This is a genomic window from bacterium, assembly GCA_019695335.1.
Lineage (GTDB): Bacteria > CLD3 > CLD3 > SB21 > SB21 > JABWBZ01.
Window position 1 is genome coordinate 1 of sequence record JAIBAF010000011.1, and the last position, 13,270, is coordinate 13,270.

13 protein-coding genes are annotated in these 13,270 nt (G+C 38.9%); all 13 read left to right on the plus strand.

Going from position 1 to position 13,270, the window contains the following annotated elements:
- The coding region (locus K1X84_04265) for a dehydrogenase (protein MBX7150828.1) at positions 1-798 on the plus strand (798 nt) is incomplete at its 5' end.
- Positions 783-1,373, plus strand: coding sequence for a D-sedoheptulose 7-phosphate isomerase (locus tag K1X84_04270; protein ID MBX7150829.1), 591 nt, complete (start codon positions 783-785; stop codon positions 1,371-1,373). The genes K1X84_04265 and K1X84_04270, both read left to right, overlap by 16 nt.
- Positions 1,370-2,062, plus strand: a complete 693-nt coding sequence (locus K1X84_04275) for a nucleotidyltransferase family protein (GenBank protein MBX7150830.1) — start codon at positions 1,370-1,372, stop codon at positions 2,060-2,062. The genes K1X84_04270 and K1X84_04275 overlap by 4 nt, the downstream gene beginning before the upstream one ends.
- Before the next feature lie 8 nt (positions 2,063-2,070).
- Positions 2,071-3,429: a lactate racemase domain-containing protein gene (locus K1X84_04280; GenBank protein MBX7150831.1), complete on the plus strand. Its 1,359-nt coding sequence runs from the start codon at positions 2,071-2,073 to the stop codon at positions 3,427-3,429.
- A 5-nt stretch (positions 3,430-3,434) separates the two neighbouring features.
- Positions 3,435-4,370 (plus strand): NAD-dependent epimerase/dehydratase family protein, encoded by a 936-nt coding sequence (locus tag K1X84_04285; GenBank protein ID MBX7150832.1) that lies wholly within the window; start codon positions 3,435-3,437, stop codon positions 4,368-4,370.
- Entirely contained in the window at positions 4,351-5,505 is a 1,155-nt protein-coding gene (locus K1X84_04290; protein ID MBX7150833.1) for a glycosyltransferase family 4 protein, read from the plus strand. The genes K1X84_04285 and K1X84_04290 overlap by 20 nt, the downstream gene beginning before the upstream one ends.
- Positions 5,489-6,703, plus strand: a complete 1,215-nt coding sequence (locus K1X84_04295; protein MBX7150834.1) for a CDP-alcohol phosphatidyltransferase family protein — start codon at positions 5,489-5,491, stop codon at positions 6,701-6,703. The genes K1X84_04290 and K1X84_04295 overlap by 17 nt, the downstream gene beginning before the upstream one ends.
- 30 nt (positions 6,704-6,733) lie before the next feature.
- Complete coding sequence (locus K1X84_04300; protein ID MBX7150835.1) at positions 6,734-8,032, plus strand: CDP-alcohol phosphatidyltransferase family protein; 1,299 nt, start codon at positions 6,734-6,736, stop codon at positions 8,030-8,032.
- Entirely contained in the window at positions 8,029-9,426 is a 1,398-nt protein-coding gene (locus tag K1X84_04305) for a methyltransferase domain-containing protein (protein ID MBX7150836.1), read from the plus strand. The genes K1X84_04300 and K1X84_04305 overlap by 4 nt, the downstream gene beginning before the upstream one ends.
- Positions 9,427-9,509: 83 nt before the next feature.
- Positions 9,510-10,715 (plus strand): hypothetical protein, encoded by a 1,206-nt coding sequence (locus tag K1X84_04310; GenBank protein MBX7150837.1) that lies wholly within the window; start codon positions 9,510-9,512, stop codon positions 10,713-10,715.
- Entirely contained in the window at positions 10,712-11,356 is a 645-nt protein-coding gene (locus K1X84_04315; GenBank protein MBX7150838.1) for a CDP-alcohol phosphatidyltransferase family protein, read from the plus strand. Before K1X84_04310 ends, K1X84_04315 begins: the two co-directional genes overlap by 4 nt.
- Positions 11,353-11,991 carry an HAD-IB family hydrolase gene (locus K1X84_04320; protein MBX7150839.1) on the plus strand — a complete coding sequence of 213 codons (639 nt, stop codon included), beginning with the start codon at positions 11,353-11,355 and terminating at the stop codon, positions 11,989-11,991. The genes K1X84_04315 and K1X84_04320 overlap by 4 nt, the downstream gene beginning before the upstream one ends.
- Positions 11,992-11,998: 7 nt before the next feature.
- Complete coding sequence (locus K1X84_04325; GenBank protein ID MBX7150840.1) at positions 11,999-13,213, plus strand: hypothetical protein; 1,215 nt, start codon at positions 11,999-12,001, stop codon at positions 13,211-13,213.
- Positions 13,214-13,270 lie beyond the last annotated feature (57 nt).

The window sequence follows — 13,270 nt, forward strand, 5'->3', positions numbered from 1 at the left end:
TGTGATCTTTTTAAGGGAATATACAATCGTGTTGTAAAGGATTATTCGAAAGAAAAACTTTCTTTTACTTTGTCAACCTATGTCGACGCGCCCGCCGGATCGGGGCTCGGAACGTCATCGACATTGGTTGTAGCTATACTTGGGGCCTTTGCGGAGTGGTTACGCTTGCCGCTAGGCGAATATGACATGGCTCATCTTGCTTTCGAGATTGAACGCAAGGACCTGGCAATGGCCGGAGGGAAACAGGACCAATATGCTGCCACGTTCGGAGGTTTTAATTTCATGGAGTTTTATGCAGCTGATAAAGTGATTGTTAACCCGCTGCGTGTCAAACAGGAATATATCAATGAGCTCGAACTCAATTTACTTTTATATTATACCGGAACGAGCCGGCTCTCGCATAAAATTATTGAATCTCAAAGAGAAAATGTTACTACAAAAAAAGGGAAATCTATCGAAGCCATGCATAAACTGCGTGAGCAAGCCATCATGATGAAAGAAGCCATTTTAAAAGGTCAAATTCAAAAAATCGGCGAAATTCTCGATTTCGGATGGCAATATAAAAAACAAATGGCGGATGAAATTACTAATAACGTTTTAGATGAAATATATGAATCTGCTATTCATTCAGGTGCAACTGGCGGTAAGATTTCCGGCGCCGGTGGCGGCGGATTCATGATGTTTTATTGTCCCAATAATTCCCGGTACCAAGTAATTGAATCACTCAAAAAATTCGGCGGCGAATTTCGCCGGTACCAATTCACTGAGAACGGCATCACGACATGGAGAGTGGGATGAATTCTATCCAAACATTAATTCAAAATTCGATTGATGTAAAACAGAAATTACTCAATAGTGACAGGCTTTTACAAATGATACAACAGGTAGTCGACGAGATTGTCTCAGCATATCGCCAGGAAAAGAAAGTACTTTTTTGCGGTAACGGCGGTAGTGCGGCCGATGCGCAACATCTGGCAGCAGAACTATCCGGACGTTTTTATTTAGATCGCCGATCGTTATTTGCAGAGGCACTGCACGTAAATACTTCATATCTGACTGCCGTTGCCAACGATTACTCGTACGATGATATCTTTTCAAGATTGACTGAAGGATTTGGGCGAAAGGGTGATGTTTTGATCGGTATTTCTACGTCAGGCAATTCAAAAAACGTGGTCAAAGCCATTGAAGCAGCGAAAAATATCGGCATGGTTACCGTAGGTTTTACCGGGGAAAAAGGTGGAAAAATGAAAGATCTATGCCATTATTTGATTAACGTTCCTTCTGACGATACTCCGCGTATTCAAGAATCGCACATCTTGGTGGGTCACATTATTTGTGAATTAGTAGAAAAAAATCTTTTCGGAAAATCATGATCCGGGAAGCTATTATTTTAGCCGGTGGAATGGGAACGCGCTTGCAATCTGTCCTTCCTGATTTGCCTAAACCCATGGCACCGATCAATGGTAAGCCGTTTTTAGAATACGTATTAAATTATCTGATCCGGCAACAAATTGAAAAAGTTATCCTATCGGTAGGATACAAATACAACATTATTCAAGATCATTTTGGCAATCATTACAACGACCTTTCATTAGTATATGAAATCGAAAAAGAGCCTTTAGGAACTGGTGGTGCTATAAAAAAATCGATGGATCTGATCAATGGAACAAGTTCTTTTATTTTGAATGGAGACACTTTTTTTGATGTTGACCTTAAAGATCTTTTTAAGTTTCATTACTCCAACAAGTCATCCTTAACCATTGCGTTGAAGCAAATACAACCTGTTTATAGGTATGGAACGGTTGAAACTGATATGCAAGGACGCATTACAGCTTTCAATGAAAAAAAAGAAATCGAATCCGGCATGATTAACGGTGGAATTTATTTGATTGATACTGCAATTTTTGAACAAACCCAAACTCCTGCTCGATTTTCATTTGAAAAAGATTTCATGGAACGACATTATCGTCAATTGAACTGTTTCGGACTTCCATTTGATAATTATTTTATAGATATTGGCGTCCCTGAAGATTATACTATGGCCCAAAAAACATTATCTTAACTATTTTTATGCCTGTTTTTTCAGTACCCACATCAGCGTGGTATGAAGACCAGATCCAATCTTTCGAAATACCGGAAGGTTGTTTGGTAGAAATGCTTTCACCAACTGACGCACCGGCTTTGACCGATGCTGAGATTTTGGCCCAAATAGCGGCTTCACGCGATGTGCTTTTAAAAGCCTGTCACGCTGTTCAGAAAATTGTCTTTGTTGTGGACGACCTTGGTCGCCCTACTCCGGCTTATAAAGTTATACCCGGCATTCTCAAGATTATCCATTCAAGTGTTATTTCAAAAGGTGCAATCAGTTTTATCATTGCTACAGGGTCGCATCGCCCACTTACTACGCCTGAATTGAAAATGAAATTAGGACATGAAGCTGTTGAAAATTATAAGACAGGATCGCACGACGCTTTTAATTCCCCGACAGCTTTCCTAGGTCAGTTGGCGAATGGAATGCCTGCCTACGTCAATGCTGAAGTGGCTGACGCGGATTTGTTGATCGGAATCGGCAGCGTAATTCCTCATTCTTGCCACGGCTACGGGGGTGGTGCCAAACTTTTTTTACCCGGAGTCGCTGGCATTCAAAGCATTTCACATATGCATGGATTCCTCAAAAAAAGGGGGCGCGGAAAATTTGATAGTTCAGAATGGGATATGCGAAAAGCTTCCGAAGAGTTTGCTAAGTTATTACCCCCTATTTTCAGTTATAACGTAATGGTCAATGCTCACCGCCAAGTAGCTCGCGTAATTTCCGGTGATGTTTACAGAGCATTTGCGGAAGCACGGGAATATGCCAGTAAGATCTATTCCCGTACAATCGATTCAGAAAAAAGAAAATCGTACGATGTCGTGATCGTCAACAGCTATCCCCTTGACTCCGATCCTGTTCAATCCGATAAAAACAAATGGGTACGTAAAGCATTTCCCGACGCCCATTTCATATACATCAATGCCACTCGTGATGGTATTGACTACCACGGATGGAAAAATATTCGTAAACGTTCAAAACCGGTTAAATGGATTCTGGCTGTTTTTAAAGCTTTTAATATTTTTCTACACTCGTATGGCTTATTATCACTATTTGCCGGTGCGCGACGCCTATTTGTGGTTAAATTTCTCTTGCCGGTGAAATTAGACTACCAATGGTATCAACAAAAACCGAAAAAGAAAAAACGCACGCCCCAAGACCACTCCACGAACGATCCTTGGGTTTATTCTCAATTTTATCCTCAGGAAAGTTTTGAAACTAAATATCCCAACGGGCGGCTCATTCGAGATTGGGATGAAATTAAACAATGGCTGGCAACCCAAAAACCTAAAGCGCGTATCGGCGTTTTACCTTGCGCACCGATACAAATCATTAAATAAAAATAATGAACAAAATTGTAATTACCGGCGGGGCCGGTTTTATTGGCAGTCACATTGCTGAATACTGGAATGAAAAAGGAGCTGAAGTACATGTAGTTGACAACCTCCGCACAGGGTTTGTTGAAAACCTTTCTAGTTTTACCCATGTAGTCATTCATAAAGCTTCGATAATGGAATATGACGTCTTGATGCGCGTTTTTGAAAATGCAGATTATATCTACCATCTTGCAGCCATGGTTTCGGTTCCCGAATCGATTGAAAAACCAAAAGAATGCATCGAATTGAATACAATAGGAACTTTACAAATCCTTGAGGCTGCAAGGCATCAAGGCGTTAAAAAAATTGTTTTCAGCAGTTCATGCGCGATATACGGCGATAATCCTGAATCGCCCAAAAAAGAAACTACGCTTCCAATTCCTAAAAACCCTTATGCTTTTACAAAGCTAAATGGGGAACATTTAATGAATTTCTATTACGAAACATTTGGTTTGCAAACCGTTTCTCTTCGATATTTCAATGTCTACGGACCACGGCAAAATCCCAATGGCACTTACGCAGCGGTCATTCCTTTTTTTATCAATAATGCTCTCCACGGTAATGATCTGATCATCCATGGTTCCGGTGAACAAAACCGCGACTTTGTTTTTGTAAAGGATATCGTACAAGCAAACATCGATACCTCACTGAGCAATGTTACTGGTATTTTTAATGTCGCTTCCGGTTACTCAACTTCAATTAAACAATTGGCGGAAATGATCAAAGAACTGACTCGAAGCCGGTCCACGATCATCCATTCATCCGCGAGAATTGGCGACATTGTGTATAGTGAAAGCGATATCTCGGCCATCAAAAATCAATTAAAATTCCAGCCCCAATATTCTCTTGAACAAGGCTTAGAAATGACCATACGTTTTTTCAGGAATGCGACAAAAAAAAATTAAAATAGCCTTTGTTCATCGAGCCTTGGGACAAAGTGGTACATCAAGGCATTTGCTATATATATTAAACGGTCTCGATCGCAATTATTTTGAACCGATTCTTATCCTGCAACGGCGGGATTTGTTGCATTACACTGCGATGTTAGAAAACGAAATGGTTTTTTTTCTAGCCGAAGGGAGTACTGGAACCATCCACAGAATCAAAACGTTAATTAAAATTATTAAAAAGGAAAAACCGGATCTAATTCATGCCTTCAATCGCCGGACCAATTGGCTTATTTATGTAGCATCTTTATTTTATGATAGCCCGCCGATGATTGGTACTCTCGTGAGTTCAAATTTAAAATTTAAATATATATTGACCGAATTTCTTTTTCGGCTAAAACATCACCTTTTAATCACCAATTCTATTGCAACAAAATTAGAACTTCAATCACGAGCACATGTACAATCTTCAAGCATTAAGGTGATATACAACGGCATTGATCTTGAGAGATTCAAATTGATTGATCAGTGCTCAAAAAAACAATTACAAAGAAAAATGGGGTTTGATACAGAAAAAACGATTGTATTATCCATTGGACGAATCCACCCTGTAAAAAACCTGCTTTGTACACTCAAGTCTATTAAAATAATGACTCAAGAATTTGGAATGGACAATTTGCAGTATATATGTGTGGGCCCGATATCCGAACAACAAACCTATGATGAAATGAATGCCTATATCTTAGAGAACAATTTACAGAAAGTTGTGCATTATTCAGGACCGGTCGAAGCTGTGAATGATTATTATCATATTGCTGATTTTATGGTCTTATCGTCATGGTCTGAAGGATTACCCAATGTGATTTTGGAATCCATGGCATGTGGAGGAATTGTTTTTACGGCCGAGTCGGCCGATGATAATCATGTTGTCATTAATAATTATAATGGCTTTCGCTTTAAAACTAACGATGCCGCTCATCTAGCTGCTATGATCATGCAAGCTACTCATTTTTCTGAATGCCAAAAAAGAGAAATTCAGCAAAACGCCAGACGGCACGTTGAAAAAAATTTTTCGCTCTTCATGATGATTAAGAATTTTGAAAAAACTTATTTACACGCACTTAAAGATCAGAATCATGAACATTATTGTTGATGCCCGTTCGCCGGATAGTTTCAAGAAAATTTTCAGTATTTCATTGGTCGAGCGCATTATTCGCCAACTCTGCATCCTTCGTGATCAACCCCATGTTATTATTTTGATTGCGCCTCACGCTGAAAAGCATTTTTTGCGAAACGATTTTAAAAAACATTTTAACGCTACGATCGATACTGTAGAGAACATCGAAATACCATGGGATGCGTTAAATTCTCATATAGACAATGAAACAATACTATGGGTTGAAAGTAATGCTATATACGATCACCGCGTTTTCGAAGCTTTGATACAAACAGAAACCGCCCAAGTTATAACCGATGACCGATCTGATATTCCATTGGCATTTCGCTCAGATATTTCCAATTTTAAATCCTTGGCATCAAAAAACCCGACGAGCTTTTCATCATCGCACCTTCGCGGACATCTTAAAGCTTTGGAACTATCGACATTATCCTCATATATCCGTTTTTTGCGTCGTTCGGTTCCTCCGGTTTTGATCCGTATAAACGCGCAAACGTCGATCAAGCAAATTGAAAATCTTCTTTATGAAAATACATTCAAAGGCGCGATGGAATTCATAGCAATTTACGGTTACCGGTTACCGGTGCGTGAAATGACACGTTGGGTAGCACGAACGAGTATTACTCCTAACCATATTACAGGATTGGCTGTACTATGTTCTTTTGCTGCCATTCCATGCTTCTGGCTCGGTTATTTGTGGGCCGGCTTGATTTTGGCCGCATCTTTTATTGTACTGGATTCGCTTGACGGAAAACTTGCTCGGTTAACTTTTAGATTGAGCCATGTTGCCGACCGTGTTGATCATTTAACCAGCTTACCGACTCGAATAGGATGGTATTCCGGAATGGGATGGTACTTTTCGATGGGTCAATGGGACAGTATAACCGGAATAGCAGGGATGGCGTTGACATTTTTTCCGATTCTAGATAAATTTAATTTAAATTTTTGCAACTACTGGTTCGGTAAATCATTGTTGGATTTTTCACCGCTCGATCGACGCATCCATCTCTTTACGGCACGCCGCAATGATATTTTCCTTATGATAGTGGGATCGGCCATGGGCTTTGCATGTGAATCATTTTTTATAATTGTATTGTGGGTGGTTCTGACTTGGCTTTGGCACATATTAAGGCTTATCTGGCTGACGACTACAGTAAAAAAACAGAAATCTTAAAATCTTTATCCAAAACCGAAAGGTGAAAAGATGGAGGCCAATACTATTGCCATTATCAATTGTTCGAACGAATATAGTTTTAAGAAAATCTGGGGAGTTTCATTTTGTGAAAGAATTTTAAGACGCCTCTCTGATTTGGGTATTCGTCACGCTTTATTAATATTGTCATCCAATGTCCGTCTGCCATTGCGCAATGACTTTAAACCACGTTTTCCAATCGAAGTTCAGTCCATCACTTATGACCAGCTCAGAATGCAGACATTGATTCCTTACAAAGCAGTTCTACTCATGGAAGGACATGCTGAATATGATAATCGTTTATTGAAAGACGTAGTGCCTCATACCGGAAGTTTGCGAATTACGAACGGCAGTAAAGCCTCCCCACTTTTAGTCAAGCTTTCATCAAGCGAATTTGAATCAGTAAAAAATAATTTAACAAATATATCCGAATGGTTGAAGATAATTGATACCGCTTTTTCTTCTATCACTACCCGCTCTATATTGGATTACAATACTTACGATAACACTTTAAAAAGCGACACTGTCCCCGTATTACAGCACGTGACGAACAACGACGAGTTGAAAGCTTTAGAACGATACGTACATAAGTCGCAATCAAAAGTGGTACTTGACTTCGTCGCTATTTTAATTGATAAATGTTTTACATGGATTCTGGTCAGGCCGCTTAGCAAAACTTTAATAACACCGAATATGCTGACGCTGGCCATTATCGCGATCCAAGTGCTTGTTGTTCCTGTTTTTTTCATGGGATGGATTGTTGCAGGATTAGTTTTGGAATGGATCATGATTATTCTTGATTCATGCGATGGTAAACTGGCTCGCGTGACGATTCGCCTTTCCGACCAATTTGGCTGGATTGAACACCGTGTTAGTTATTGGTCTACATCATTATGGTATTTTGCTGTAGGCTGGAGTTTGGCTGAACAGAACATTGATTCACCTTTTGCCATAGCCGGAGCATTTATGTTCATCTTATTCTGGATGCACCGGATGACCGTTTTGTCATTTCAACGTACTTATGGAAAATCTTTGTACTCATACACTCCCATGGATATTCGCATATCGTACATCGTTGCAAGACGAAATATCAATGTGTTTATCCTAACGACTTTTATGTTCGTAGGCAATCTGGAAACAGGTTTAATCGCCTGTTTATTCTGGTCAATGTTAGGATGGCTTTTTCATCTCTCGCGTCTTCTATTCTTATCATTCAAAGATGGAAAACAAATTACTTTAAAAAAGAAACGTTCCCTGGATCCTAATTTACAATTAATAAATTCCTACAATAACAACATTGATCCAAAATGAAAGCAATTATTCTTAGCGCCAATAAGCCGGTTTTTTCAGATCAACCGGTTTTTGACATCGATATTCTTGAACACAAGCTTATAGACATTCAGGTTTCGATTCTTCGAAACAGCGGAATTGAAGATATCCATATTGTCTTAGGACATGCAGCAGAAAGCTTTGCAAGAAGCGATATCCACGTGCATACGAACCCCCAATGGCAACAAACCGGAAGTGCTTTTTCTCTTGCAATAATTATCGATGCATTAAGCACTGCGGATGACGATATTCTTGTAGTATACGGAGACACACTTTTTGAATCACAGATCATCAAAGAACTAATGAAATCACGTGAAGATTTTACGGCTTGTTGTATGATTGATGACCAGAGTGCATTTAATGAGAAAGTTGTGATCGAAAACGGTTTAATCAACAGGGTCAGCGCCGAACCGGATTCCTTTTTTGTATTTACAGGATTACTACTTATCCGGCAAAATAAATTGAAATATGTCCGGAGTCGTATTTCTGAAAAATCTTCAGTTGGTGACTTGCTCAACTCTATGTCGCATGACGGTGAAAAGATCATTACACACATTATTAAAAAAGGTTGGATGGAATTACGGAGTCAGAATTCCATTAATGAATTAGCCAAAAACTCTCCTTTACTCTCAAAAATCATCCAAATCCATGTCGACTGGACCCAACGCGCAAAAAAATACAATAATCTGGATTGGGTCAACCGTGATGTTCTTATGAGCGGTATTGTTCAAATTGCTAAACAAATTTCGCCGGGAAAAATACTGGATTTGGGAACCGGTACAGGAAAGGTGCTCAAAGCTATTAAGAATATGAATCCGGCGGCAGAATGTTGGGGAGTCGATTACAGTCAGGCCATGCTTGAAAAAGTCGAAAATAAAGAATCTTATACACTCAAAGTTTCCAACGCCGAAGATTTGAAAGAAATTCCTTCCGATTATTTTGATTTGGTGACAGCCCGCATGGTATTTCATCATATCAATAACCTTCAGAAAGCTGCATCGGAAGTCAAGCGTATTTTAAAAAAAGGCGGCTGTTTTATCTTGTGCGAAGGCAATCCTCCGTCTCAACGCACTATTAAATGGTACACTGAGATGTTTCGCTATAAAGAAGATCGGTACACACTCACGGAAGTTGACCTGATCAATATTCTGGTGTATGCCGGTTTTCAGGATATAACCACAAAGACCATTATCATGCCAAACTGCAGTCTCAATAATTGGCTGGACAATTCTGGCATACCGCAAGAGAACATTGATATCATTAAAAAAATGCATTATGAAGCGGACGACTACGTGCGGGAAGATTATCGTATGGCTACCAAAGACAGTGACTGCTTTATGGATTGGAAATTTTCGATCACTTTCGGATTTAAATAAAACCGCGGAGCATTTTGAGTAGCCTTGCAAAAAAATCTTTTCGAATCTTATTAGGCCGCGGAGCCGTTTCCGCTTTTTCGATTTTGTTTACGGTTTTTTTTGCATATGAACTTCCTAAATCTATTTTTGCACTCATTGCTTTATATGAAACGGCTGTAAGCTTGTCCAAGGTCGTTACCGATTTAGGTTTGCATTATCGAATTGTGAGAGAAGCGCCGACATTGTACTATTCAGGCGAACGCGAACGCGCAATCAATGAGATCGTTGCTCCTTCTACGCTGATTCGAATTTTATCTGCGTTTGGAGTTGGGGCTTTATTTTTTGTTGTAACCATTATATTCAAAAATGATCTGGAGGTGACATTTCCAGAGATGAGCATATGGTTTATTATAATAATGGCTACGGCTCATCTCATAATAACAAATTTAGAAAGTATCTCTTCGTCTGTCTTTGCTGTCGAACAAAAATTTGGTACGGATGCTTTTTTAGAATCAATGGCTGGTTTTTTAGAAAGTTTTTTGGCTGTTATCTTCTACTTGTTATTCGGAATTAATCATTATTTTACAGGCATTCTAATTGGAATTTCATTGATGGTACTTCTGCGTATATACGTTTTAAGAGAATTACTGCCTTATTTTAAATGGAAACAAATTCATTTTACTAAAACGCGAAAAATTCTCAAAGAATATTTTCCTTTTTACTTACGAAAATTCGTACGTATTGGTTTTGTTCAGGCTGAACATTTATTGATACCGGCTATGCTGCCTTTGGACCAATTAGCCAACTTTAAAGTTGCTAAGAAGTATTCTACTTTTGTAAAAAATTATAATCAGGCTTTTACTGATCCGTTAACGATCAAACTTTCAAAATCAAAAAATATCGAACACCGGCAAGAATTTATCAGAACGTTCTTATGGTTTACTATACCTGTTCCGATTATTTTGACCCTTCTGAGTCCATGGATTATGAAAATTATGGGTGGACCAAAGTATGCCGATAGCTGGTTTATTCTTGCGGTTTTTTATTTTTCATATGTATTCCATGCCCTCGGCGGACTACAAATGATTGTAATTTCAGTTTTTGGTAAGCCGACAGAATCACTCCTTCGTGATACGATTGGCGGATTAGTCGGCATAATCAGTACATTTGCGTTGATATTGCTCTTTAAAGAAAACGGCATCGCTTGGGGGCAACTCATTTCGTTTTTCATTTTATATATAGTTGGTAAAGGTATTGCCAGTAAATATATTAAACAAGAAGCTCCTCACTCTACTCCATCATCATTATGAATATTCTCAACCTCGCCAATTGCATCACTATCGGCCGCATTATTTTAATGTATGTGCTGGTATGGATGATTTATTCGCATGATGTTGCCCTAAGAATTGCCGCCTTTTTTATGGCCATTGTAATCATTATCTTAGATGCGCTTGATGGTTACGTTGCACGGAAACGTAACGAGACGTCGCAATTTGGAGGCGTGCTCGACATTACCGGCGACCGCATCGTTGAAAATGTTTTTTGGATTGTCTTTGCCGATTTAGATATTATACCTATGTGGATTCCGATTTTTATGATGTCGAGAGGTTTCATTACAGATGCGATGAGAAGCCAAGCTTTGACCAAAGGTAAAACAGCATTTGGCGAGAACACTATGATGGTTACGCATCTTGGAAAATTCTTAGTTTCCGGACGCTTTATGCGGGCATTTTACGGAGTCATTAAAGGTATTACATTTCCTTATCTGATTTTTTTGACAATTTTTACTGAGAAAGTCCTTCACAATGCGGATCTTGGCCAGCTGGCATGGCTCACGCCTCACGCAGCCTTGACCGGAACAGCACTTTCAATCTTTACCGCCGTTGTCAGTCTTGTTCGCGGATTACCAGTACTGATAGAAGGACGGCATTTATTTACTAACAATTCATGAAAATTGCTTTTTTTGATATCGATGGCACTTTAACACGCTCTTCAACTGAACGTAAATTTATACGGTTTTTGTTCTCTACCCATTCGATTTCAGTTTGGACATTTGCATGGTCGGCATTGTTATTTTTTTTAACCCGATTAGCCGTCTCTTCTGCACAATGGAAAGAATTTAAAAGATATCTTAAGAATTTTCCATCGGAAAGAATTGAATATTTAGCGGCAGAATGTTTTAAAAAATTTATAGAAAAAGATTTTCACGACGATATTCTCAATGACTTGCAAAGACGCCGTAATGAAGGCTATACAATAGTTCTTTTAAGCGGTTCGATCAGGCCGCTTGTAAACGCTATTGCTAATTTTTTTAAGATCACTGAAGTCATTTGTTGTGAATTGGAAAACATCCATGGAAAATACAATGGAAAGATTATCGGGCTTCATCCGTACGGTCTTAATAAAAAAATCCTGGCGGAATCATTTTGCGATAAACATGGTACGAAATTGCAAGATGCGGCTGCTTATGCCAATGATTACTCTGACCATTATCTTCTTGATTCAGTAGGCGAAGCAATTGCCGTATTTCCTGATCCAAAACTAAAATTTTTAGCGCTTAAAAAAAATTGGAAAATCATTGAATAGAGTTGCTATGACCGTATATCTGCTTGTTCCAAATGAATATTCCATTGATGCCCGTATTTATGGGTTATCACTGATTGAAAGAATGATTCGGCAATTCCATGAGTTGAAAGTTAATCAAATAATCGTGGTTAATGATTCTACGTTTGAAAACGATCGCTTAAGTCGTCGTAAGAATTTGACGTTCATACCATTTCAAAACTTAAAAGAACATTTACAGAAAAACTCGTCCGAACTTGTATGGTTAATGGATGTACAATCTGTTATCGACGATCGATTACTACGTTTTGCCTTTGAGAAGAATGGTAATGTTGTTCTAAAAACCCACACTGAAAATTCCCCGATCGCATTAAAATTGACTAAAAGTACATTCCAGCCAATCATTCCCAGCCTTGATGATTTTCAGTCGTTGCAGCTCGCTGTTCAGCAACTTGAAAATAAAAATATTTTTTTTAAAATGACTCCGACAAATGTTGATTCTTATATTGAAGACCTGCGCCTAGATTGCGTCCCCTATTTCGTAAAAATTGAATCGTCTTCCGATTTACGTGCAATTGAAAATTTGATGTACGAAGCCAATTTTAAAGGGACAATGGATTTTATTGCGACTTACATTTACAAATATCCGGTCCGTGAAATCACACGATGGCTGAGCCTTTATCCTTTTATCACTCCTAATTTCGTCACAACGCTTAGTATCATCGCGTCTTTTGCTATCCCTGCGCTATTTGCATTGGGTGAAATCGGTTGGGCCGTTATTGTCGGCTGGTCAATGTTTATTTTAGATTCAGTCGATGGCAAACTTGCCCGTCTGACAGTTCGGCTTAGTAAAACGGCCGGTATCATCGAACATGCTACCAGTTCTCCGGCAATTTTTTTATGGTTTGGTACGCTAGGCTGGCATTTTTCTAACGGACAATTATTAAATTTTTCGGATACTAGCGTAGAATCGGCATGGACTTTGATGGCTTTATATTGGATCGACAAATCGATTAACGGTTTTTTTAAAGCAAAATATAAGCGTGATATCTATGACATTCGTCAAATTGACCGATTATTCCATCTTGTGGCATGCCGACGCGCCATTATCATGCTAATTATTACAATAGGTTATTTAGCTCAAAATCCGCGTGAAAGCTTTAATTTTGCCGCTCTCTGGATGATCGTAACTTTTATTTTTCATTTATACCGGTACGTCTGGATCCGATTTATTAAACCTTCATAGTGTGAAAAATAAATAACACTGTGATGATACGTCACGTTTTGTAAACTGAAGTTGGAG